Source organism: Acetobacter sp. P1H12_c, from assembly GCF_018811975.1.
GTDB lineage: Bacteria > Pseudomonadota > Alphaproteobacteria > Acetobacterales > Acetobacteraceae > Acetobacter > Acetobacter persici.
Map to the genome: position 1 here is coordinate 41,100 of NZ_JACRVR010000014.1, position 23,016 is coordinate 64,115.

The 23,016-nt window shown below is 60.3% G+C and carries 19 protein-coding genes, 1 tRNA gene and 1 riboswitch; of the genes, 14 read left to right on the forward strand and 6 right to left on the reverse strand.

All coding sequences use genetic code 11. The features are described from left to right. The first annotated feature begins 120 nt into the window (after window positions 1-120). On the forward strand, window positions 121-2,271 hold the full coding sequence (gene pnp / locus KP699_RS09105; protein WP_215762395.1) for a polyribonucleotide nucleotidyltransferase: 2,151 nt from the start codon (window positions 121-123) through the stop codon (window positions 2,269-2,271). Between the two features lie 62 nt (window positions 2,272-2,333). Beyond that, window positions 2,334-3,752, forward strand: a complete 1,419-nt coding sequence (locus KP699_RS09110) for a nitronate monooxygenase family protein (RefSeq protein WP_025825012.1) — start codon at window positions 2,334-2,336, stop codon at window positions 3,750-3,752. A gap of 116 nt (window positions 3,753-3,868) precedes the next feature. Here KP699_RS09110 and KP699_RS09115 read toward each other — a convergent pair whose 3' ends face one another. Beyond that, window positions 3,869-4,054, reverse strand: coding sequence for a YqaE/Pmp3 family membrane protein (locus KP699_RS09115; RefSeq protein ID WP_025825014.1), 186 nt, complete (start codon window positions 4,052-4,054; stop codon window positions 3,869-3,871). A 209-nt stretch (window positions 4,055-4,263) separates the two neighbouring features. On the opposite strand from KP699_RS09115, the gene gyrA reads away from it, so the two are divergent. The 4 genes from gyrA to KP699_RS09135 all read left to right on the forward strand — a co-directional run bounded on the left by gyrA (window position 4,264) and on the right by KP699_RS09135 (window position 8,645). Then, window positions 4,264-7,116 (forward strand): DNA gyrase subunit A, encoded by a 2,853-nt coding sequence (gene gyrA / locus KP699_RS09120; RefSeq protein WP_252346903.1) that lies wholly within the window; start codon window positions 4,264-4,266, stop codon window positions 7,114-7,116. Continuing rightward, entirely contained in the window at window positions 7,113-7,646 is a 534-nt protein-coding gene (coaD, locus tag KP699_RS09125; RefSeq protein WP_025825018.1) for a pantetheine-phosphate adenylyltransferase, read from the forward strand. Before gyrA ends, coaD begins: the two co-directional genes overlap by 4 nt. Window positions 7,647-7,689: 43 nt before the next feature. Next, entirely contained in the window at window positions 7,690-8,184 is a 495-nt protein-coding gene (locus tag KP699_RS09130; protein WP_025825020.1) for a peptidylprolyl isomerase, read from the forward strand. A 385-nt stretch (window positions 8,185-8,569) separates the two neighbouring features. Further along, window positions 8,570-8,645, forward strand: a tRNA-Lys gene (locus KP699_RS09135). A 219-nt stretch (window positions 8,646-8,864) separates the two neighbouring features. On the opposite strand, the gene KP699_RS09140 is transcribed toward KP699_RS09135, so the two are convergent. Next, a complete protein-coding gene (locus KP699_RS09140; protein ID WP_212376616.1) occupies window positions 8,865-9,788 on the reverse strand; it encodes a LysR family transcriptional regulator in 924 nt (307 codons plus the stop codon). Between the two features lie 93 nt (window positions 9,789-9,881). On the opposite strand from KP699_RS09140, the gene KP699_RS09145 reads away from it, so the two are divergent. The 7 genes from KP699_RS09145 (at window position 9,882) to gcvP (ending at window position 19,126) form a co-directional block, all read left to right on the forward strand. After that, window positions 9,882-10,022, forward strand: a complete 141-nt coding sequence (locus tag KP699_RS09145) for a hypothetical protein (RefSeq protein WP_215762380.1) — start codon at window positions 9,882-9,884, stop codon at window positions 10,020-10,022. Between the two features lie 261 nt (window positions 10,023-10,283). Beyond that, entirely contained in the window at window positions 10,284-12,686 is a 2,403-nt protein-coding gene (locus KP699_RS09150) for a hypothetical protein (protein WP_215762381.1), read from the forward strand. A 156-nt stretch (window positions 12,687-12,842) separates the two neighbouring features. Continuing rightward, a complete protein-coding gene (gene speD, locus KP699_RS09155; protein WP_215762382.1) occupies window positions 12,843-13,307 on the forward strand; it encodes an adenosylmethionine decarboxylase in 465 nt (154 codons plus the stop codon). A gap of 93 nt (window positions 13,308-13,400) precedes the next feature. Further along, entirely contained in the window at window positions 13,401-14,273 is an 873-nt protein-coding gene (gene speE, locus KP699_RS09160; RefSeq protein WP_077930919.1) for a polyamine aminopropyltransferase, read from the forward strand. A gap of 60 nt (window positions 14,274-14,333) precedes the next feature. Next, window positions 14,334-14,423, forward strand: a riboswitch (glycine riboswitch). Between the two features lie 170 nt (window positions 14,424-14,593). Beyond that, window positions 14,594-15,727, forward strand: a complete 1,134-nt coding sequence (gene gcvT / locus KP699_RS09165) for a glycine cleavage system aminomethyltransferase GcvT (protein WP_215762383.1) — start codon at window positions 14,594-14,596, stop codon at window positions 15,725-15,727. Between the two features lie 57 nt (window positions 15,728-15,784). Continuing rightward, window positions 15,785-16,150, forward strand: a complete 366-nt coding sequence (gene gcvH / locus KP699_RS09170) for a glycine cleavage system protein GcvH (RefSeq protein ID WP_215762384.1) — start codon at window positions 15,785-15,787, stop codon at window positions 16,148-16,150. Window positions 16,151-16,207: 57 nt separating this feature from the next. Continuing rightward, complete coding sequence (gene gcvP, locus KP699_RS09175; RefSeq protein ID WP_215762385.1) at window positions 16,208-19,126, forward strand: aminomethyl-transferring glycine dehydrogenase; 2,919 nt, start codon at window positions 16,208-16,210, stop codon at window positions 19,124-19,126. A 110-nt stretch (window positions 19,127-19,236) separates the two neighbouring features. On the opposite strand, the gene KP699_RS09180 is transcribed toward gcvP, so the two are convergent. Continuing rightward, window positions 19,237-20,187 (reverse strand): alpha/beta hydrolase, encoded by a 951-nt coding sequence (locus KP699_RS09180; RefSeq protein WP_215762386.1) that lies wholly within the window; start codon window positions 20,185-20,187, stop codon window positions 19,237-19,239. 191 nt (window positions 20,188-20,378) lie between these two features. Between KP699_RS09180 and KP699_RS09185 the strand changes: the two genes are divergently transcribed. Next, entirely contained in the window at window positions 20,379-20,672 is a 294-nt protein-coding gene (locus KP699_RS09185; RefSeq protein WP_215762387.1) for a hypothetical protein, read from the forward strand. Window positions 20,673-20,762: 90 nt separating this feature from the next. On the opposite strand, the gene KP699_RS09190 is transcribed toward KP699_RS09185, so the two are convergent. The 3 genes from KP699_RS09190 to KP699_RS09200 are packed head-to-tail and all read right to left on the reverse strand — an operon-like array spanning window position 20,763 to window position 23,004. Further along, window positions 20,763-21,893, reverse strand: coding sequence for a metallophosphoesterase (locus tag KP699_RS09190; protein ID WP_252346904.1), 1,131 nt, complete (start codon window positions 21,891-21,893; stop codon window positions 20,763-20,765). Between the two features lie 50 nt (window positions 21,894-21,943). After that, complete coding sequence (locus KP699_RS09195) at window positions 21,944-22,534, reverse strand: TetR/AcrR family transcriptional regulator (protein ID WP_215762388.1); 591 nt, start codon at window positions 22,532-22,534, stop codon at window positions 21,944-21,946. A gap of 5 nt (window positions 22,535-22,539) precedes the next feature. Further along, entirely contained in the window at window positions 22,540-23,004 is a 465-nt protein-coding gene (locus tag KP699_RS09200; RefSeq protein ID WP_215762389.1) for a nuclear transport factor 2 family protein, read from the reverse strand. Window positions 23,005-23,016 lie beyond the last annotated feature (12 nt).

Sequence of the window (23,016 nt, forward strand, 5' to 3'; positions counted from 1 at the left end):
GACCACATGGCGCCTGGGTGGTTTTGCCACCAGTCACCATGCCGTCCGAGGCGCTGTCCGCTCTTTCGGTTCTCCCCCCGCCTGTTCATGTGGCCTTGAGTGAAGATGAGGCAGAACTTTATGTTCAATTACTACCGTAAAGAAATCGAATGGGGCGGTCGCCCGCTGGTGCTGGAAACAGGCAAAATTGCCCGTCAGGCCGATGGCGCCGTGGTTGTCACCTATGGTGAAACCGTTGTGCTGTGTACCGCTGTTGGCGCAAAATCCGTCAAGCCGGGGCAGGATTTCTTCCCGCTGACCGTCAACTATCAGGAAAAAGCCTACGCTGCCGGCAAGATCCCCGGTGGCTTCTTCAAGCGTGAAGGCCGTCCGTCCGAGAACGAAACCCTCGTTTCCCGTCTGATCGACCGCCCGCTGCGCCCGCTGTTCCCGGAAGGGTTCCGCAATGAAGTGCAGGTGATCGCCACCGTGCTGACGCACGATATGGAAAATGATCCGTCCATCCCGGCGCTCATTGGCTGCTCTGCGGCTCTGACCCTGTCCGGTATTCCGTTCTTCGGCCCGGTTGGCGCGGCCCGCGTTGGCTTTAAGGATGGCGCGTTCATCCTGAACCCCACCCTTGAGCAGATGGCCGATGCAGCTCTGGATCTGGTTGTGGCCGGCACGGAAGAAGGCGTGCTGATGGTCGAATCCGAAGCGTCTGAACTGTCTGAAGATGTGATGCTGGACGCCGTGACGTTTGGTCACAAGGCATTCCAGCCGGTGATTGAAGCCATTATCTCTCTGGCCGAACACGCTGCCAAAGCACCGTGGGCTCTGCCGGAAGTCTCCAAGGAAGCGCAGAAGCTCCGCACCCGCGTTGATAAAGTGGGCCGCAAGCTGATTGCTGACGCCTACAAGGAAAAGAAGAAGCAGGCCCGCTACGAAAAGATCGGCGCTGCCAAGGAAGCGATTCTGGCCAAACTGGCTGAAGAAGAGCTGGACGTGGATGCCGCCAAGCCGATGCTGAAGGATCTGGAAGCCGATGTGGTCCGCACATCCGTGCTGAAGACCGGCATGCGGATTGACGGGCGTGATCTGGTCACGGTGCGTCCGATTGTGTCTGAAGTTGGCATTCTGCCGCGCGCTCATGGCTCTTCCCTGTTCACCCGTGGTGAAACGCAGGCGCTGGTCGTGACGACGCTGGGCACCGGGCAGGACGAGCAGGTAATTGACGCGCTTCAGGGCGAATACCGCACCAACTTCATGCTGCACTATAACTTCCCGCCCTTCTCTGTGGGGGAATGTGGTCGTATCGGGTCTCCGGGTCGTCGTGAAATCGGGCATGGCAAGCTGGCATGGCGCGCCATCAACCCGCTGCTGCCCTCCCGTCAGGAATTCCCGTATACGCTGCGCGTGGTGTCTGAAATCACGGAAAGCAACGGGTCTTCCTCCATGGCGACCGTCTGCGGCTCTTCTCTGGCTCTGATGGATGCCGGTGTTCCGCTGAAGCGCCCGGTGGCCGGTATCGCCATGGGTCTGATCAAGGAAGGCGAGGACTTCGCCGTTCTGTCCGACATCCTGGGTGATGAAGATCACCTCGGGGATATGGACTTCAAGGTGGCTGGCACCGAACAGGGCGTGACCGCCCTGCAGATGGACATCAAGATTACGTCCATCACGCCGGAAATCATGAAGATCGCGCTCGGTCAGGCCCGCAATGGCCGGATGCACATTCTGAGTGAAATGAGCAAGGCGCTGACGGAAGGCCGCACGGACGTGTCCTCCACCGCTCCGAAAATCACCACCCTGACGGTGCCGCGTGAAAAGATCCGTGATGTGATCGGCTCAGGCGGTAAAGTTATCCGTGAGATTGTTGAATATTCCGGCGCGAAGGTCGATATCGGGGATGATGGCACCATCACCATCGCCGCAATGTCTGACGAGCAGGCCCAGAAGGCCATTGACCGCATCAACGGCATTGTGGCCGAACCGGAAGTGGGTCGTGTCTACAACGGTAAGGTTGTCAAAACGGCTGATTTCGGGGCGTTCGTGAACTTCATGGGCGCACGGGACGGTCTGGTTCACATTTCTGAACTCACGCAGGGCCGCGTTGGCAAGACGACCGACGTTGTCAAGCAGGGTGACGAAGTGAAGGTGAAAGTGATCGGCTTTGACGACCGTGGCAAAGTGAAGCTGTCCATGCGCGTTGTTGACCAGGAAACGGGTGCCGACATTACGGAAACTGTAGGTGCAAAGCCTGCACGCGCACCGCGCCGGGATGCTGAATAAGCATCCCTCAGGCGGTTTCTGACCAGCATCCGGCTTTTGCCAGATAAGACGATAGGACAGTTATGAAGGCGATCAACGCAGTTCGCATGGGGGGCGTGGACGTCCTGCCGCTGGTAGAAGGCGGCAAGGGGGTTTCCGTTTCAACAGGCGTTTCAGCCGGAGCATGGGCTGCAGCGGGCGGGGCCGGTACGGTCTCCATTGTGAATGCGGACAGTTACGATGCAGCCGGAAACCCGGTCCCGCAGATCTATCATGGCCGGACCCGCCGGGACCGGCATGAAGAACTGGTGGATTACGCCGTTCGTGGTGGCATTGCGCAGGCGCAGATTGCGCATGATATCGCGGGTGGCCGTGGGCGTATCCATGCCAATATCCTGTGGGAAATGGGGTCTGCCGAGCGCGTGATCCGTGGCGTGCTGGATGGGGCCAAAGGCCTGATTCAGGGACTGACCTGTGGTGCGGGGATGCCGTACCGTCTGTCCGATATTGCTGTGGAATATGGGGTTTATTACTACCCCATCGTGTCTTCCGCACGGGCCTTCAACGCCCTGTGGAAGCGGGCTTACAGCAAGAGTGCTGATCTGCTGGGCGGCGTGGTGTATGAGGACCCCTGGCGGGCTGGCGGGCATAACGGCCTGTCCAACACGGAAAATCCGCTGATGCCGGAAGATCCGTACCCCCGCGTGGCGGCCCTGCGCAAACTCATGCGCAGCTTCGGTCTGGATGAAACCCCCATTATCATGGCGGGTGGCGTCTGGTGGCTGGAAGAATGGGAACACTGGATTGATAACCCGGAACTGGGGCCGATTGTGTTCCAGTTTGGCACCCGTCCGCTGCTGACGCAGGAAAGCCCGATCCCGCAGGCATGGAAAGACCGGCTGCTCACCCTGAAAGAGGGGGATGTCTACCTCAATCGTTTCTCACCGACCGGCTTTTACTCCTCCGCTGTCAATAACAGCTTCCTGCAGGAGTTGCGCGGCCGGTCAGAACGGCAGGTGGCGTTCTCACCTGAGGCGCTGGGTGCGCACACCGCATCGTATGGCGTCGGGGCCCGCAAGCGGGAAGTGTTTGTGGCGGAGGAGGACCTTCAGCGCATTCACAACTGGGAGGCTCAGGGCTTTACGGAAGCCATGCGCACCCCGGATTCCACGCTGATTTTTGTAACGCCGGACCGGGCGCGGGAAATCATTGCGGATCAGGTGGCCTGCATGGGCTGCCTGTCCGAGTGCAAATTCTCCAACTGGAGCCAGCGCGGGCCGGATTACAGCAACGGGCATAAAGCAGACCCGCGGTCCTTCTGCATTCAGAAAACGCTCCAGACCGCGGCGCATGCCAGCGGTCCGGATGCGGCGACTGTTCTGGACCATAATCTGATGTTTGGCGGCACCAATGCCTGGCGCTTTGCAACAGATCCGTTCTACGCCAACGGCTTTGTGCCGACAGTCGCGCAGCTGATCGAACGGATTATGAGCGGGCGTTAAGCTGGTTCTGAACACTGAAAATCAAAAAGGCCCGTCAGATCACTCTGGCGGGCCTTTTTGCGTAGCCGGTTTTGTCTCCCGTCCGGGCGGGTCAGTCGCCCTATGTCCGCCGGGTCTTACCGGCGGGAGCGGGCGATTTTTTTATCGGTTTCATACTGGCTGAGGGCATAGACAGACCAGATGGCTGCCGGAATCCAGCCGATAACCGTAATCTGCAAGATCAGGCAGATCAGACCCGCAAAAGGCCGCCCGATGGTAAAGAACTGAAGCCAGGGCAGCAGCAGAGCAAGAAGAAGGCGCATGCAGGGTCTCCCGTAAGCAGGCATGACGTAACTGCCAGACAGGATGGCGGGGCCGGGGGCGGAAAACAAGCCCGGAGCGCAAGCCCTAGGTGCCTCAGCCTTTGTGTGCTAGAAGAAAACCGCAGGGCAGACGGATGTTTGCCCGCCTGTATTTCAAGGCGTGCCCGGCATTTGGGCAGGGTGCGCGGCCATGACAAGACGGATGGACCTTGACCGAGATTTCTGACCAGCCGGGATCGCCGGTACCTTCTGACCTTCTCCCCGTCACCATTGAGGAGGAAATGCGTTCCTCCTACCTCGCTTATGCGATGTCGGTGATTGTCAGCCGCGCCCTGCCGGATGTGCGCGATGGTCTGAAACCCGTGCATCGGCGCATTCTCTACGCCATGCATGAAAGCGGCTTTACGCACGATAAACCCTACCGCAAATCGGCCCGTGCGGTCGGTGAGGTCATGGGTAAATACCATCCGCATGGTGACGCCTCGATTTACGATGCGATGGTGCGTATGGCGCAGTCCTGGTCCATGCGCGTCAAGCTGATTGACGGGCAGGGGAACTTTGGCTCCGTCGATGGCGATAGTCCGGCGGCCATGCGGTATACGGAAGCGCGTCTGGCCAAGGCAGCCACCTTCCTGCTGACGGATATTGACCGCGATACGGTCGATTTCCAGCCCAACTATGATGAAAGCGAGCATGAACCGACGGTTCTGCCTGCTGCGTTCCCCAATCTGCTTATTAACGGCGCCACCGGTATTGCCGTGGGGATGGCTACCAATATTCCGCCGCATAACCCGTCGGAAGTGATTGATGCGACACTTGCGCTGATCGAAAAGCCCGAGATGGAGCTGGACGAACTGATGGAGCATGTGCCGGGGCCGGACTTCCCGACCGGCGGCATCATCCTTGGTCGCTCCGGCATCCGCAGCGCGTTTGCCACCGGCCGTGGCGCGGTGATTATCCGCGCCCGTGCCGAGGTTGAGGAAATCCGTAAGGACCGTAAGGCCATTGTGGTCACGGAAATTCCCTATCAGGTGAACAAGGCCACCCTGCAGGAGCGCATTGCCGATCTGGTGCGCAACAAGCAGATTGAAGGCATTTCCGACATCCGGGATGAGTCGGACCGTTCGGGTATGCGCGTGGTGATTGAAATCAAGCGCGATGCCACGCCGGAAGTCGTGCTCAACCAGCTTTACCGCTTCACGCAGCTTCAGACCTCCTTTGGTGTGAACATGCTGGCGCTGGATGGCGGCAAGCCGCGCCTGATGGGGCTGAAGGACGTTCTTCAGGCGTTTATTGCGTTCCGTGAGGAAGTGATTCTCCGCCGTTCCCGCTTTGAGCTGAATAAGGCGCGGGATCGCGGGCATATCCTTGTGGGTCTGGTGATTGCGGTCGCGAATATTGACGCCGTGATCGCCCTGATCCGCGCCGCCCCGGATGCCGCCACAGCGCGTGAATCCCTCATGGCCGCAAGCTGGGATGCCGGGGATGTCGCACCGCTGCTGGCGCTGATCCATGATGACGGCAACGAGATTATTGACGGCAAGGTTCGCCTGACGGAAGCACAGGCTCGTGGCATTCTGGAACTGCGTCTGCAACGCCTGACCGGGCTTGAGCGGGACAAGATCCAGAGTGAACTGTCCGACGTTGCAAAGCGTATCAATGAACTGCTGGAAATTATCGGCAGCCATATTCGCCGCATGGAAGTGCTGCGCGAGGAAATGATGACGGCCCGCGCTGAGCTGGCCACCCCGCGCGCAACTGAAATTTCCGATTATGCCGGGGATCAGGATGATGAAAGCCTGATTGAACCGGGTCAGATGGTTGTCACCATCACGCGCGAAGGCTTTATCAAACGCACGCCGCTGGATGTCTATCGCGCCCAGAACCGGGGTGGCCGTGGCCGCACGGGGGCTGGCACACGTGGCGATGATATTCTGGTGCGCTCCTTTAATGCGCATACGCACCAGTGGGTCATGTTCTTCTCCTCCGGCGGTAAGGCCTACCGGGAGAAGGTCTGGCGTCTGCCGGAAGCAAGCCCCACGGCGAAAGGCCGCGCACTGGTCAACCTGCTGCCCGACCTCGGCTCGGACACCATTACGGCTGTGCTGCCGCTGCCGCATGATGAGGAACTGTGGGAATCCCTGCACCTCGTCTTTGCAACAGCAAGCGGTGGGGTGCGCCGTAACCGCCTGAGTGACTTCCGCAACATCCGCTCTTCCGGCCTGATCGCCATGAAGCTGGATGAAGGGGACAGCCTGATTGGTGTTGCCACCTGTCGGGAAGGGCAGGATGTGTTCCTCGCAACCCGCAAGGCGCGCTGCATCCGCTTCCAGATTACGGACGAAACGCTGCGCGTGTTTGCAGGTCGTGGCTCGTCCGGTGTGCGCGGTATCCGTCTGGCGGAAGGGGATGAGGTGATCAGCCTTGCCGTCCTCAACCATGTTGAGGCCACGGTGGAAGAACGCTCGGCCTATCTGCGGATGGCCAATGCCAAACGCCGGGCTGAGAACGCTGCCGAGGTCGAGGACGACTCCGAAAATACGGTGGTTGAGGCGGATGAGGAAGACGCCGCTTCCGGCACCGCTCTGCTGACCCCGGAGCGCTTTGCCCAGCTTGAAGCCGCTGAAGAAATTCTGCTGGTGGTGAGTGATGGCGGGTTTGGCCGCCGGTCTTCCGCGTATGATTACCGTGTGAGCGGGCGTGGTGGGCAGGGTATTACCAACATGACCTTCTCCACCAACAAGCGCGGGACGGAAGTCGCCGCCACGTTGCAGGTGCTGGACGGCACGGATGTGATGCTGGTGACGGATGCTGGCCGCCTGATCCGTGTGCCGGTTGATCAGGTCCGCGTTATGGCGCGTCAGGCCAGTGGGGTGACGCTGTTCCGCCTGAATGAGGACGAGCGCGTTACCAGCGTCTTCCCGGTAATGGAGGATGAAGACGAGGGCGAGGCTCCGGCTGTGGGTGGAACGGCTCCAGCCGCTGCATCCGTGCCTGATGCCGCTCCGCAGGCTGGCTCCGGGGGCGGAGATGCCACGCCAGCAGAGGACGACGAAGCGTGAGTGAGGGCATATGTGCCGAACCCCGGCGCATAGGCTTTTACGCGGGGACGTTTGACCCCGTGACCACCGGGCATCTGGACGTGATTGAGCGTGCGGCCCGGCTGGTTGATCGTCTGGTGATCGGCGTTGCGAAAAATCCGGGCAAAAACCCGCTCATGCCGCTGGATGAGCGCGTGGCCTGTGTGGAAGAAGCCCTGCCCGCCATCGCGAGCCGGGTGGGAGGGGATCTCAAGGTGGTTTCCTTCGATTCCCTGCTGGTGGAAGCCGTCCGGGCACAGGGCGCGTCCCTCATTTTCCGGGGGCTTCGGGTGCTGACGGATTTTGATTATGAAATTCAGATGTCCGGCGTAAACCGCCGTCTGGCTCCGGGCATTGAAACCGTTTTTCTCATGGCGTCTGAACGAACACAGTTCATTTCATCTCGTCTTGTGAAAGAAATTGCCGGGTATCACGGAGATATTTCCGAATTTGTGACTCCCGGCACCCAGAAACGCCTGCTCGCCCGGCTCAAGGCGCGGGCGGCGGGGTGACAGGCCTCAGGCTCTGTGACCCAAGTGTTCAAGGAGAAGTTTTATGACTGCCGACACAGATAAAAATGATCTGATTTATATGGATGTGCCCGAAGGCCGCGTGGTCATCCGCCTGCGTCCGGACATTGCTCCTCTCGCGGCGGAGCGTATCCGTACGCTGTCTGCTCAGGGCTTTTACGATAACGTGCCTTTCCACCGCGTTATTTCCGGCTTTATGGCACAGGCGGGTGACCCGACGGGCACAGGCATGGGCGGGAGCGAACTGCCGGACCTGAAGGCTGAATTCACGCGGGATGCCAAATTTCTGCGCGGTACGCTGGGTATGGCCCGCACGTCTGACCCGAACAGCGCCAACAGCCAGTTCTTCATCATGTTTGAACCTTCCCCGCATCTGGATGGTCAGTACACCATTGTGGGTGACGTGATTGAAGGTATGGAACATATCGACAAAATCAAACGCGGTTCCGGTGGATCTGGCATGGTGAAAGATCCCGACCGGATTAAAAGCATGCGTCCGGCCTCTGCTGAAAACGCCTGATTTCAGAAGTTTTTTTCTGATGTCTGAAAAGCGCGGCCTCCCCGGAGGTCGCGTTTTTTTATGGGCGACGACTTTGGTGTAAGCCCGGACAAAACGGGAGGATGTGCCGCTTCTTGCGGGGCGGGTTGGATCTTTAAACGCCCAGCAGAGTCTGTGGGCGAGAAACACGGCGGCACGCCTTTATGGTCAGTTCTGCTCTTGCCCATACTTTGCACCCGGAAGAGGTTAGCTGTCTCACAAAAGGCTGGAAGAGAGGGAAAAATCCTCTTTTCTGGTCAGAATGTGGTCTCATCGCTTGACACACCGGGAACGATCCGTTTAGACAGCCTCCAGCAAACACGTCCCGCAGTTCAGTCTGCCGCGATGGTTTGTGAACCAATGGTGTGAGCCGGTAGCTCAGTTGGTAGAGCATTCGACTTTTAATCGAATGGTCGAGGGTTCGAGTCCCTCCCGGCTCACCATTGATACAAAATGGCAAAAGGCTATTTTTTCTCAAAATCTTAAATTATGACGCTGAAAACCAGATCTGTCTCTGTTCAGGCTGTGTCTGACGCAAACAGCATGACTGGTTTTTATCCGGCAGGGATGTGTCGGGCAGGGGGATGCCTTGTGATGCCTGTTGCAGGTGCCAGAACCGGAGAAAGCTGGCGGTGCGCGTTGCGTCAATGTGGCAACGCGGCTCAGGGGACATCTTTGTCCCACGGCGGCACAGGACCGTACTGAGCAGCCAGAAAATCAATCATTGCCCGGACTTTTAACGGTATGGTCAGGCCGGGGGCATAAACAGCGTGTAGCGGCGGGCCGGGTGTGGGCGGCATATCCAGCGTTACGGCTTTCAGCGTGCCCGCCCGCAGGGCATCCGCCACAATAAAGGTGGGCTGGTAGACAAGCCCCTGTCCGGCAATAGCAGCCTCACGCAGCACATCGCCATTATTGGCGCAGAGCGGGCCGGAAATGGTCACGGATTTTTCGCCCTGCGCGCCAAAGCTCCAGCGGGATGCGCTGGCGGTTGTTTCCCCCAGCGTATACCCCAGACAGGCGTGCTGGCTGAGGTCTGCCAGTGTGGTCGGCGTTCCGGCCTGTTCCAGATAAGACGGCGCTGCGCAAACCACCATGCGAATATCGGCCAGTTTACGGACCCGCAGACTGCTGGGTGTGAGCGAGCGGATGCGCAGCGTGAGGTCCCAGCCCTCTTCAATCAGATCAACCGTGCGGTCATTCACGCCGAGTTCGACTGTTACCAGTGGGTAGCGGCGGCTGAAGTCGGGCAGAAGCGGTGCGACGTACCGGATAGCGAAGGAAACCGGCGCATTCAGGCGCAGGCGGCCACGGGGCTCCCGCCGCTGCTCCGTAACGGTCTGCTCAATTTCTTCCAGTTCGGGCAGGATTTTCTGGCATCCGTCCAGAAAGAGGCGTCCGGCTTCCGTCAGGGAGAGTTTGCGTGTGCTTCTGTGAAACAGCGTGCTGCCAAGCCGGGTTTCCAGCGCATTGATATGCTTGGTCACCATCGTCTGGGACAGGCAGAGCGCACGCCCGGCCCCGGTAAAGCTGCCGGTTGCAACAACTTTTACAAAAACCTGCATGCTTGTAATGCGGTCCAGCATGAAACACTCACAGGTTTAAAGAGGAAAGCCGGGCGATGTGGCAGATTACCGCCCGGAGAAAGGAAGAGGGTTTTTACAGAAATCAGAACTCTCGTGAGTCGACTTCTGGCGGTCAGCGCAGCATGGGGCGTGGCGGCGGCGGACGATCATGGTCGTTATGGCCGTGATGATCATGATTCCAGTCAGGGCGTGGCCCGTGATGATGGTGATCATAGCCACCCCCGCACCCTGTAAGCAGGGTCAGCGGAGACATGAGACACAGTGTGAAAAAGAGACGTTTCATAAGACTCTCCATAAAATACAAGAGTTCACCGTAATCGCGGCAATCCTGCGGCATTGTTTGAGAGATTGAAACAGGACGCAACAAAAAACAGTTTTGTTGCGCGGAATACGGCTTTTTTTGTCAGCCGTTGGGAAAAGTGCGAAAAAGAGGCGTGTCGTGCCGTTGGGGCGGACCAGGCTGAGGGTGGCAGAAGAGCGGTGCCGGATTACAGAATGATGCGCAGAGCTGCCGCCTGCCTTGTGCTGATGCAGAGCGTGGCTGCGCAGACGGTGCTGGCCCCTTTACGCGCGGCCTATGCGGCGGTGCCTCCTTCTCCCCACGCCAGTCTGCTTTTGCCGTTTGATGCCAGAACCGCTGTGGCCGCGTTCTGGTCTGGTCCGGATTTTGTTGTGGTGGCCGACCAGCCTCTTCCAGCACTCTCCCATTTGTCCGGCGATCTTGGTCTGTTTTCCAGTCCGGATGTAACGGTGCTGGAGAGAGCAACCGTTATCCGCCTGTATCTGCCGGCCCATCCGCAGCTTTCGTTTTCCCGCCAGTCGGACGGCTGGATTTTGCAAACGGACGTATCAGGCCATGCGGGTTCTTCCTCAACTCCGTCCGCTGGCAGCATGCCGGTATTCATGCCGGGGGCAGTCCTCTTTCCGCAAAAGCAGGCCGGCCTAGTTCTGATGCTGCCAGACCCTGCGTCCGGCCAGCGTTTGCTGATTGCGCCCTCATTGGGGGTGACAGGTGGTGTGCCGCAGGGGCGGCGCGCGGAGGGGTACAGCATCCGGCCTTCTCTGGAAGGCCTTGTGATTGCTGCTGACTCGCCGCAGATCGCATTGCGTGGGACGGCGGAGGGTGTGGTGCTGGATGCCGTCGCGCTCGACCCTCTGCCTGTCGGCGAGAAAGAGGCCTCTTCTGCGCCCGCACCGGCTTCCGTCGCGATGCATGGGGCAGACTGGGGATGGCTTGGGTTCGGGTCGGCTGGGGGCGGTCAGAAGGCTTCTTCCCGTCAGCCTTCCCGGCTGGACTCCGCGCAGACCGCCTTTGCCGCAGGTCAGCCCTGGCAGGCATTGCGTGTGCTGGACAGGACACCGGCATCAGAGGCACCAGCCACGAGCACGAGCACGAGCACGAGCACGAGCACGAGCACGAGCACGAGCACGAGCACGAGCACGAGCACGAGCACGAGCACGGCGGCAAGAAACGATACAGCGCAAATTGCCGGGACATTTCTGCGTGCTGCGGCCTCTCTGCTGGCAGGGCACACCGGGCAGGCGCAGGATCTGAATGACGCCCGGTTTGGGGATGCCCCCGCCACCCGGGTCTGGCGCGGCCTGTATCTGATGCAGACCGGCCAGAACAGCCAGACGGCCTCCACCTTGCTGGCGGCTGGCTTTGCGCAGATGCAGGCTTATCCAGCCGCCGTGCGTGCCCTGATGGTGCCGCAGGCGGCAACTTATGTGGCCCGGTTCGGGGATGCTGCGTCAGCAGCGTTGCTTGATCCGCTGCCGGATGAGTCCGCTTACGATCTTGCCCGTGCTCTGCTTCAGGCAAGAGCCGGGCAGGCGGAAACCGCCCGCGTGGCGCTGGAAAATCTGACAGCCTCCTCCTCTGCCCAGACGGCAGCCTATGCCCGCGCGGCACTGGTCGGGCTGATGCTGGAGAAGGATATGCTCGCCCCCGCTACCGCGGTGGAGGCTTATGGCAAGCTGCTGGAAAATGAGGGGCAACCCGCCGCCCTCCCATCCGGGCCAAAGGCGACCATCCGGCTTGGGCAGGCGCATGCCTTTGCCCTCGCCGGGCAGCCACAGGCGGCTCTGGCCCTGCTGGATAGGGTGCTGGCCGGGCCGGATGTGCCGGAGGATGTGCTGTCCAGCGCCTATCTGGCGATTTTGCGCGGGCTGGTTTTCCCGGAGACGGTGCGCGGTGCGCCTGCCGGGGGAGCGGCGCTGGCGGCCCCCTTGTCCGCTGCTGATCGTACCGGGCTGATTGCCGCCCATCTGCCGCATGTGGAGGATGGACCCACCAAAGCGAAGCTGCTGGCTGGCTATGGCCGTCTGCTGCTGGCAGGCGGGCGGTTGGATGCGGCAATGGCGGCTTTCGGGCAGGCGGCTCTGTTGCAGGATAACCCCGTGGCAAAGGCTGAGGCGGAGGATCTGCTGGCGCAGGCCGCATTGCAGGCCCACCGGCTGGACGTGGCGCAAAGGGCACTGGACCGCGCGCGACATCCAGGTCTGCCGGAGGATCTGGCGACGCAGTGTGCCTATGATGCTGCCCGTCTGGCTGTGGCTCTGGGGGACCCGGACAGGGCGCTGAGCCTGCTTGAGCGGGATGAGACAGATGCCGGGCTGGAGTTACGCGGGCAGGTGTATGAGTCTCAGAAACGCTGGCCGGAGGCTGTGCTGGTTCTGGGGCGTCTGGCTGCCCGCAGCGTGCCGGAAGACGGTGTTCTGACGGAACCGCAGCAGGCACTCGTTTCCCGTCTGGCAACGGATGCGGCGGCGGCGCAGGATTCGGCAACCCTGCTGCGGCTCAAGGGCTGGCTGGCAGGCCGCACGCTGGGGGCAGAGCGGGATGAGCGGTTTGCCATGCAGATACGGAGCATCAAGCCCCTCAGTCCTGCGCATTGAGAAGGGCTGAAGCACGTTTTTGACAGTTTTTAGAAAAAAAACGGTTGTGAACAAGATAAGACTTGTCAGGGGGGGCGCGAGTCCGTAGTTACTCGCGCCTTGGCCCAAGGGGGCGATCCCGCCCAACAGGCTATCTACTGGTTTGGGGGTACGTCGATGAACGCACTTGCTCAACTGGGGATGGTCTCGGAACACCCGAGCAATAACCAGGCAATTTCTGTTCCGGTCTCGTCTGACGATGATCGCAAGGATTACTTCGTCGTAAAAGATGGCGAGAAGTTTGCAGGTACACACCTGCTGGTTGATTTGTGGGATGCCACAAATCTGGACGATCCTGAAAAGATCGACCGCACTTTGTGTGAAGCAGCGCTTGCTGCGGGTGCGACCATTCTGCACAGCCATTTTCACCACTTCACGCCCAATGGCGGCGTGTCTGGCGTGGTTGTGCTGGCCGAAAGCCACATTTCCATCCACACATGGCCGGAGCGTGACTTCGCCGCTGTGGATATCTTCATGTGCGGGGCATGCGACCCCAATCTGGCGATTCCCGTGATGCAGCGCCTGTTTCAGGCCAAGCGTCTGGAAGTGGATGAACAGCGTCGCGGATGCGTCGCCCTGTAAACACGGCACAGCTCAGCCTGTGTGATGTGTTTTTCCGGCAGGGGCCAGAGCAGATGTTCTGGCCCCTGACCGCTGAATCAGGACTAAAAAACCATGGCCGATCAATGGATTGAAGAAACCCTGTATGACAACTGGGGCCAGCGCTTCCGTGTCACGCAGGAACTTGCCCGCACCCGCAGTCCGTTTCAGGACATTGTGGTGTTTGAAAGCGAGTCCCACGGGCGTGTGCTGCTGCTAGATGGCGTGGTGCAGATTACGGAACGCGATGAGTTCGTGTACCAGGAAATGCTCACCCACGTGCCGCTGTTCACCCATGCCGCGCCGCGTAACGTGCTGATTATCGGCGCGGGGGATGGCGGGGTGCTGCGCCGCGTTCTGGAACATCCGGGCGTGGAAAAGGCCGTGATGGTGGAAATTGATGGCGCTGTCATTGAGCTTTCCAAAAAGCACCTGCCGGGCATTGCGGGCGATGCATGGAACAATCCGCGGGCCGAAGTGATTGTGGGCGACGGGATTGATTACGTGGCCCGTGCCGCGGATGCGTCCTTCGATGCCATTATTGTTGATAGCACCGACCCGATCGGCGTGGGGGAAGTCCTGTTCACAGACTCGTTCTATGAACATTGTGCCCGTGTGCTGACGGCGGAAGGGCTGATCGTCAATCAGTGTGGCGTGCCCTTCATGCAGGCGGATGAACTGCATGAAACCAGCCTGCGCCGTGCCAAATTCTTCCCGCATGTGTCTGCTTATGTGGCGGCTGTGCCGACCTATGTTGGCGGCTTCATGACGCTGGGGATTGCCTCCAAGGGCAAAAGCCCTGCCGGGCAGGATGTCGCGGCCGTGCGCGCCCGTGCCGAGGCTGCCGGTATTTTGGGAAAAACCCAGTACTGGACGCCGGAAATCCATGTTGGCGCGTTCAATCTGCCGCCCTATATCGCAAAGCACCTGCCTGCGGATAAGGCGTAAAAATTACCAGAGACTCACGGGAACCTTGATTGACTTGCTAACGCAATGATGTCACGGTTCTGACCGCGCAGAGGGAGAGACCGGTCCTGCACCGGCGCCGAAGGAGCAACCGCCCCGGAAACTCTCAGGCAAAAGGACCCTGCGCGGTTAACTTCTGGAGAGAGGCGCCTGTGCGTCCGCCGACGGGATAGCGATCTCAGGCAAAAAAACAGAAGGGGCAGACGGATTATCCTGGTCCGGGGCCCTTATTTTGTCTTACGTCGTATGTCTCTTTGCAGCGTGTGGAAAACGGCCCCGTCCTCTTACGGAAGGCTGCGGCCATGAGCGCTGATACTCTCCTTCACACCCCCCTTTATTCCCTGCATACCGAATCCGGTGGCAAAATGGTGCCGTTTGCAGGCTATGCCATGCCGCTGAATTATGCCGATGGCATTATGGCGGAGCACCGGCATGTGCGTGACCATGCGGGCCTGTTTGATGTCTCCCACATGGGGCAGGTGCGCCTGCGTGCCCGCTCCGGGGATGGTGAGGCCGCAGCCCTCGCGCTGGAACGGCTTGTGCCCGCCGACATCGCCTCCCTGAAAAATGGCAAACAGCGGTACACGCAGTTCACCAATGAAAAAGGCGGCATTCTGGATGACCTGATGGTCGCCCGGATGGGGGAGTCCCTGCTGCTGGTGATCAACGCCGCCTGTAAGGATGCCGATATCGCGCATCTTCAGGATGAACTGGCTGACTGCGTTGTGGAAGTGCTGGAAGATCGCGCTCTGCTCGCCCTGCAGGGGCCGGAAGCAGAAGCCGCCCTTGCAGCGTTGGCACCCGCCGTGCGGGACATGAAGTTCATGGATGTGCTGGAGGTGGATGTGGATGGCGCGCTCTGCACCATCTCCCGCTCCGGCTATACCGGAGAGGACGGGTTTGAAATTTCTCTGCCCGCCATGGATGCCTCCCGCGTGGCCCGCAAGCTGCTGGAACAGCCCGCGGTAAAACTGATCGGCCTTGGCGCGCGGGACAGCCTGCGTCTGGAAGCCGGGATGTGCCTGTATGGTTCCGATATTGATGAGACGACGACGCCGGTTGAAGCCGCGCTCGAATGGTCCATCCAGAAAAGCCGCCGCCGGGATGGCGCGCGCGCAGGGGGCTTCCCCGGTGCGGATGTGATTCTGGCACAGCTTGAAGAGGGCGTGTCCCGTCGCCGCGTGGGGCTGCTGCCTGAAGGCCGCGCTCCGGTGCGCGGTGGTGCGCCGCTTTATGCGGATGTGGAATTTGCAACGCCGCTGGGCAAAGTGACCTCCGGCGCGTTTGGCCCCACGGTGGAAGCCCCGGTGGCCATGGGCTACGTCGCGACAGACTACGCTGCACCGCAGACATCTGTGGTGGCGGAACTGCGTGGCCGTGCCGTACCGGCTGTAGTGCAGGCCCTGCCGTTTGTTCCCGCCCGTTTCAAACGGTAAGGGCACGATTTTTCCTTCAGGTTTTTAAATTATCTGTTTTTATGGAGTGCTGAGACAATGACCCTGTATTTCACCAAAGACCACGAATGGATCCGCGTAGAAGGCGAAACCGCCACCGTTGGCATCACCAAACATGCGGCTGAAGAGCTGGGTGAGCTGGTGTTTGTTGAAGCGCGCGATGCCGGCACCGTGGTGAAGGCTGGTGACTCCATTGCTGTTGTGGAATCCGTAAAAGCGGCATCCGATATTTACGCCCCTGTGGATGGGGAAGTGCTGGACAACAATCCGCAGCTTTCTGATGACCCGGCCCGCGTCAGCTCCGACCCGGAAGGCGAAGGCTGGATTGTCAAATTCCGTCTGTCCAACCAGGATCAGCTTTCCGCCCTGATGGATGCAGACGCCTACGCCGCCCTGATCGCCTGATCAGGCTGCCACGGGAAACGTCATTACTACTGCTCAGCTTTTTCAGGATACCCCCGCATGTTTTCCATTGCTTCCGGTTCGGCCCGCGTGACTGGTCCTTCTGTTGATACTCTGCCAGCGTTCGCGGGCCTTCAGCCGGAGGCCGGGCCGTTTGTGGGGCGCCATATCGGCCCGACAGAGGCGGATCTGGCCGTTATGCTCAAAACTGTGGGGGCGTCCTCTCTGGAGGCTCTGACGGCGGAAACCATTCCGGCCGCCATTCGCGCTACACAGCCGATGGGTATTGGTGCAGGCTGGACAGAAAGTGCCGTGCTGGCCCGCCTGCGGGAACTGGCCGGGCAGAATCAGGTCATGACGTCTCTCATCGGGCAGGGCTATTACGGCACCATCCTGCCTGCCGTTATCCAGCGGAACATTCTGGAAAACCCGGCATGGTACACGGCCTATACGCCGTATCAGCCGGAAATCAGTCAGGGCCGTCTGGAAGCACTGCTGAACTTCCAGACCATGATTACCGAACTCACCGGGCTGGACATTGCCAACGCCTCGCTGCTGGATGAAGCCACGGCCGCGGCGGAAGGCATGGCGCTGGCCCGCCGCGTTGCAAAATCTAAAGCCACAGCCTTTTTTGTGGATGCCGACTGCCATCCGCAGACCATTGCTGTTCTGAAAACCCGTGCCCTGCCCATGGGTATTACGCTGGTTTACGGCAACCCGCTGACGGATCTGGTGCCCACGGACGTGTTCGGTGCCCTGTTCCAGTATCCCGGCACGTCCGGCACGGTGGCGGACCCGCGCAGCGTGATTGAAGCCCTGCATGCGGCTTCCGGCATTGCCGTGATGGCGGCGGACCCGCTGGCGCTGACCCTGCTGACCTCTCCGGGGGAACTGGGGGCGGATATCGCGATTGGCTCCACGCAGCGTTTTGGCATTCCCATGGGCTTTGGTGGCCCGCACGCGGCTTACATGGCGGTACGGGATGCGTGGAAGCGCAGCATGCCGGGCCGTCTGGTCGGGGTTTCCGTCGATAGCGCGGGGCGTCCGGCCTATCGTCTGGCGCTCCAGACGCGAGAGCAGCATATCCGGCGTGAAAAAGCGACCTCCAACATCTGCACAGCACAGGTTCTGCTGGCGGTTATTGCCGGGATGTATGCGGTTTATCACGGGCCGGAGGGTCTGCGCGCCATTGCCCGCCGCATCAACGGCCTGACGGCGGCCCTCGCGGCTGGCCTGCGGGCGCTGGGTGTCACGGTAGAAACCGAAGCGTTTTTTGATACCATTACCGTGCAGGCCGGGGCAGGTGTTCAGGACATTCTGGCCCGTGCCCGTTCCGCGGGCATCAACCTGCGGGATGCCGGGCATGGCCGCATTGGCATCAGTCTGGATGAAACAAGCTCCGCGCAGACGGTTGCGTCGGTTTGGTCCGCTTTCTGCGCGGAACAGGGCCGGGTGGACCAGATGGCGGCAGTGCTGGCTCCGGCCAGCAGTGTCATTCCGGAAGCACTGGCGCGGAAAAGTGCCTTCCTGACACAGCCGATTTTCAGCGCATGCAGTTCCGAGACGGATATGCTGCGTTATCTGCGCCGTCTGTCTGACAAGGATCTGGCGCTGGACCGCACCATGATCCCGCTCGGTTCCTGCACCATGAAGCTGAACGCCACGGTGGAAATGCTGCCCATCACATGGCCCGGCTTTTGTGACATTCACCCCTTTGCCCCGCAGGACCAGACGGAGGGGTATCAGACTCTCTTTGCTGATCTGGAAAAATGGCTGTGTGCTATCAGCGGGTATGATGCTGTATCGTTCCAGCCGAACTCCGGGGCGCAGGGTGAATATGCCGGTCTGCTGGCCATCAGCGCCTATCACCGCGCACAGGGTGATGCACACCGTACGGTCTGCCTGATCCCGGCTTCCGCGCACGGCACCAACCCGGCTTCTGCCCAGATGGCGGGCATGCAGGTGGTTGTGGTCAGGTGCGATGCGGGCGGCAATATCGATCTTGATGATATGCGGGCCAAAGTGCAGGCGCACGCCCGTGATCTGGCAGCGGTGATGATCACTTACCCCTCCACCCACGGCGTGTTTGAAGAAAGCATGCGTGAAATCTGTGATCTGGTGCATGAGGCCGGTGGTCAGGTGTACGTGGATGGCGCGAACATGAACGCACAGGTCGGTCTGGCGCGCCCGGCGGATTACGGCGGGGATGTTAGCCACTTCAACCTGCACAAAACCTTCTGCATTCCGCATGGCGGCGGTGGTCCCGGCATGGGGCCGATTGGCGTGCGCGCCCATCTGGCGCCGTTCCTGCCCGGCAACCCGGCGGATGCAAACACGGACCTCGCAGTGAGTGCCGCCCCGTTTGGGTCTGCGTCGATCCTGCCGATCTCATGGGCTTATATCCGCCTGATGGGGGATGAAGGTCTTCAGCGCGCGACACAGGTTGCTATCCTGAATGCCAATTACATTGTCAGCCGTCTGGCGGGGGCATATTCCGTGCTGTATCGCGGGGCCAAAGGCCGCGTCGCGCATGAATGTATTCTGGACCTGCGCCCGCTGAAGGATAGTGCCGGGGTCACGGTGGATGATATGGCCAAGCGTCTGGTGGATTACGGCTTCCATGCCCCCACGGTCAGCTTCCCGGTGGCAGGCACCTTCATGATCGAGCCGACAGAATCTGAAGGGAAAGCGGAACTGGACCGCTTCTGTGATGCCATGCTGGCAATCCGTGAAGAAGTGCGCGCGATTGAAGCGGGCACGCTCACGGCGGAAGAGTCCGCCCTGCGCCATGCGCCGCATACGGCCAGCGTTGTCACGGCAGAACTCTGGGCGCATGCCTATGCGCGTCAGGACGCCTGCTTCCCGCCGGGGGTAAAGGCTGCCAGCAAATACTGGCCGCCCGTTGGCCGGATTGATAACGTGCATGGGGACAAGAACCTGATCTGCTCCTGCCCCGATATTGCGGAATGGATGGAATAAAACCCTCTGCCCGGACGCAGGCGTCCGCCAGAAGTTTTGAGAAAAGGCGGCTCCGGAAGGGGCCGCCTTTTTTGTTGAAACGTCGTGTGAGGGGGGAGATAAATCTCGTCTCAGGCCAGCAGACGGCGCACGCCTTCTACAACATCCCGATGCGCTCTCTCGGCCAGTGGGGACGCCAGCAGGTCAAAACCATGCACAGCGCTGGCATAGACAATCAGGTCCGTTGGCACGGCGGCTTGCCAGAGGCGGTGCGCAAACGTCACATCTTCATCCCGGAACAGATCAAGTGACCCGGTGGTGATAATGGTGGGCGGCAGGCCGGACAGATCTTTCATAAAAGCAGGGGATAAATAACCAAACCGGGGATCATCTTCCCCCAGTGTGCCGCGCACGGCAGCCCATGCGTGCCGGTTCTGCGCCCGGGTCCAGACAAATTCTCCCGTTGTCGGATCATCAGAGACCGCGTCCGGGCCGCCCGTGCGCAGGTCCAGCATGGGATAAATCAGGAACTGCCCGCAGAGTGGCACCTGTTTGCGGTCCCGTGCCAGAAGGGCCGTTGCGGCAGCAAGGCAGCCCCCGCCACTATCCCCCATGACAATAATCCGGCTGGCTTCGACGCCGAGTTCCCCGGCGTGGGTGTGCAGCCAGACAAGGGCCGCATAAGCATCTTCCAGCCCGCCGGGGAAGGGGGTTTCCGGGGCCAGACGATAATCCACCGATACAATAAGGGCCCCCGTTTCCTGCGCCAGTCGGTGGAGGGTTCCGGCCTGCATGTCCGGCGTGCCTGCAATCATCCCGCCGCCGTGGATGTAGAGAATGGCGGGTGTGGTCTGGGGCTGCGTCTCCGGGGGGCGGAACAGCAGCACACGTACCTGCGGCGCGTCTTTCGGGCCAGCAATGGTCCGTTCCTCGTAAGAGACTGAAGCCGAATTGAGCAGACTGGTCGTGCCTTCCACCAGTGTGCGCCGGAAATCCTTCAGGTCATCCTGGTCCGGGTCAAAGGCGGGGAAAGAACCAACCAGATCGCGTTGTCCGGCATCGACCAGCGGGAGGGTTGTCATGCGGCCTCTCTTTGTCTTTTTATTGAAAATATCAATAACAGTATCAATCTTTGTGTATGCGGACACAGATATCCGTAAGAGTATAAGCAGCCCAGGCTGAGAGTCGGGTCACAACTCTGTGTCTGCGTTTGTGCTGCTGATCTGGTATTTTCAGAGCCGGTAAAACGATGTGCCGGATAAGGAAAACGGTCATGGCAGAGCGCACCCCCGAGGCTTCCCGCACACCTGACACATGGTTTGCCGCGCGGCGCTATGGCTACGGCGCGGGGCGGCCCGTAAGCTGGCAGGGCTGGGTGACGGTCGGCACATTCCTGTTTGTAACACTTGGCTCGACTCTGGGCATGGTGGCCCTGCGCCCGGAAAGGCCGCTTGTTGCCCTGCTGGTGGTCAATGGCATCAACGTTGTGGCCGTCGGGCTTTTCCTCTGGATATGCAAAACCAGAACCGCAGGCGGCTGGCGCTGGAGATGGGGTGAGAAGGATTAAGAAGCCTCAGCCCTCAGACCCCTCAGCCTTAGTTAGGATGTCCTCACCCGTGGTGACGGCACGGGTTTTTTAAGAGACATTTTGTGCTCTCTATTCCGCGTTACGCACCGGCCCCGCCCGCAGGGAGAACCGGGTGATTTCCGGGGGGCAGGCAATGCGGAGGGCAAAGCCGGGCCACAGGCCTGTGCCGTTGCTGACATACAGCGTCATGCCGCCCACATCATAACGGCCGGAAACAAAGCCGTTATTGCCTCGCGCAACCAGCCGGGCGAGACCCGGCAGCATGCCCCCATGCGTATGGCCCGAGAGTTGCAGGGCTACTCCCTGCCCGGCGGCATTCTGGGCCATGCGGGGCTGGTGGTCCATCAGCACCACCGGGGCATGGGCAGGACGACCGGCAAGGGCTGCGTCCAGATCCGGCCCGGTCTGACCATGCGCCGGAGCGGAGAGGTCCGTCACACCGGCCAGCACCAGAGAGGCCCCGTTGCGGGTAAGCACGGTATGGGCGTTGAGCAGCATGGTCATGCCGAGGCCGGAGAGGTGATTGATCCAGTCGTTATAATCGAAAAAATATTCGTGGTTACCGGGAATCGCAAAGACACCATCTGGCGCGTGCAGGTTTTTCAGGGGCGCAATATCAGCCCGGCGCATGGCAACAGAGCCGTCAATAAAGTCTCCGGTTACAACAATCAGATCGGCTCCGGCGGCGTTGGCGCGGGTGACAACAGCTTGTGTCCACCGTGTGGAGAATAAACGGCTGATATGCAGATCACTGAGCTGGAGCAGGCGGTATCCTTCAAAAGCAGGGGGTAGGCCGGGAATGGTCACCGTCACATCCCGCACGGGGGGAACGCGGATGGCCCCGGCGACCGCAATGGCTGCCACCACCCCTGCCGCAAGAGCTGCGGTGATACGGTAGGAATCGGGAATGAACACAAAATGCCCGCGTATAACGGTTTCTGCCAGTTCGCCCACATCCAGCGCGATCTGAAAAAGTGCTAAAAACAGAATGGCCCCAAAAGCCCAGTTAAACAGGATAATGAGGGGGCGGGGAAATTCCGGCACAAAAACGGAGCCGGAGGACAGCTTACACCAGAAGAGATACTGGGAGGCTGCCAGCATAAGGGCTGCCAGAGGGATTTTTAACGCCAGAGGCAGGGTCAGCGGCCAGAGCCAGTTCAGGATAACGATCAGGCACGGCAGAGAAGCAGTCAACAGCAAAGGGATGGGTTTCCTTAACGGGTGCGGCAGCGGGGTCGGCTGAAAAGCCTTCAGCGGAGGGTGGCAAGTGAGTATTCCCTGCTTTTGGCGTGCTGTCTGCTTTTTATCTCATCCAGAATCCGGTCAAAAACATCCGGGCTGCCAAGGGCACGTGCCAGCACAATGGCCCCCTGAATCCCGGCTACAATCTGCTCAGCCTGTTCCTGCGCGGCCTGATCGGTCTGGCAGCCGGGCCGCAATGCCACTGTAAGTGTCTCTACCCAGCGGGCAAAATATGCCCGGATGGCGGTGCTGAAGCGGTCCCGGCTGTCACTCAGCCCCAGCAGCCCCACCAGACAGACCCTCTGGCCGGAGGCAAAATAGATCCGCACATTTTCAAACATGGCCTCAATAGCGGTTGCCGGAGAGGCGGAGCTCTGCAGCGGGTGAAAAATTTCCTCTTCAAACCAGTGGTCAATACTGGCCAGAACCGAGGCCATCATCTCCTCTTTCCCGCCGGGGAAAAAGTGATACAGGCTGCCTTTCCCGAGGCCGCTCGCCTGAGAAATCAGGCTCAGGCTTGCCCCCTCATAGCCATGCTCCCGGAAGACTTCGGCCAGCAGGGGGAGACTATCGGCTTTTTCTGCCACAGTGCGGGCCACGGTGTCTAAAGGCCCAGCGCGGTGAGGGAAGGGAAGTCATCCGGGCGGCGGGGGCCGGTCCAGAGCAGTTTACGGTCGGCCTGAAGGATCGGCAGATCATTGATGGACGCAATCCGCCTGCGCATCAGCCCGTTTTCTTCAAATTCCCATAATTCATTGCCGTAGGACCGGAACCACTGGCCTGTGCTGTCATGCCATTCATACGCAAAGCGCACTGCCATGCGGTTCAGCCGGAAGCCCCAGAGTTCCTTAACCAGACGATAGTCCTGTTCCCGCTGCCATTTGCGGGTCAGGAACGCGAGAATTTCCTCTCGCCCTTCAATAAACTCAGTCCGGTTGCGCCAGAAACAGTCCGGCGTATAGGCCTGCGCAACATGGGCCGGGTCCCGGCTGTTCCACGCATCTTCCGCTGCGTGGACTTTTTGCGGGGCGGTCTCTTCCGTAAAGGGGGGCAAGGGAGGTTTCATCATGTGGGTCTCTGT

What these genes read in the sequence shown, in the direction of transcription:
- KP699_RS09130 (WP_025825020.1), top strand. Translation starts at nt 7,690, where the DNA reads ATGACTGCCGACACAGATAAAAATGATCTGATTTATATGGATGTGCCC.
- KP699_RS09200 (WP_215762389.1), bottom strand. Translation starts at nt 23,004, where the DNA reads ATGATGAAACCTCCCTTGCCCCCCTTTACGGAAGAGACCGCCCCGCAA.
- KP699_RS09150 (WP_215762381.1), top strand. Translation starts at nt 10,284, where the DNA reads ATGATGCGCAGAGCTGCCGCCTGCCTTGTGCTGATGCAGAGCGTGGCT.
- speD (WP_215762382.1), top strand. Translation starts at nt 12,843, where the DNA reads ATGAACGCACTTGCTCAACTGGGGATGGTCTCGGAACACCCGAGCAAT.
- speE (WP_077930919.1), top strand. Translation starts at nt 13,401, where the DNA reads ATGGCCGATCAATGGATTGAAGAAACCCTGTATGACAACTGGGGCCAG.
- KP699_RS09140 (WP_212376616.1), bottom strand. Translation starts at nt 9,788, where the DNA reads ATGCTGGACCGCATTACAAGCATGCAGGTTTTTGTAAAAGTTGTTGCA.
- KP699_RS09185 (WP_215762387.1), top strand. Translation starts at nt 20,379, where the DNA reads ATGGCAGAGCGCACCCCCGAGGCTTCCCGCACACCTGACACATGGTTT.
- KP699_RS09115 (WP_025825014.1), bottom strand. Translation starts at nt 4,054, where the DNA reads ATGCGCCTTCTTCTTGCTCTGCTGCTGCCCTGGCTTCAGTTCTTTACC.
- gcvT (WP_215762383.1), top strand. Translation starts at nt 14,594, where the DNA reads ATGAGCGCTGATACTCTCCTTCACACCCCCCTTTATTCCCTGCATACC.
- KP699_RS09110 (WP_025825012.1), top strand. Translation starts at nt 2,334, where the DNA reads ATGAAGGCGATCAACGCAGTTCGCATGGGGGGCGTGGACGTCCTGCCG.
- KP699_RS09180 (WP_215762386.1), bottom strand. Translation starts at nt 20,187, where the DNA reads ATGACAACCCTCCCGCTGGTCGATGCCGGACAACGCGATCTGGTTGGT.
- gcvH (WP_215762384.1), top strand. Translation starts at nt 15,785, where the DNA reads ATGACCCTGTATTTCACCAAAGACCACGAATGGATCCGCGTAGAAGGC.
- pnp (WP_215762395.1), top strand. Translation starts at nt 121, where the DNA reads ATGTTCAATTACTACCGTAAAGAAATCGAATGGGGCGGTCGCCCGCTG.
- gcvP (WP_215762385.1), top strand. Translation starts at nt 16,208, where the DNA reads ATGTTTTCCATTGCTTCCGGTTCGGCCCGCGTGACTGGTCCTTCTGTT.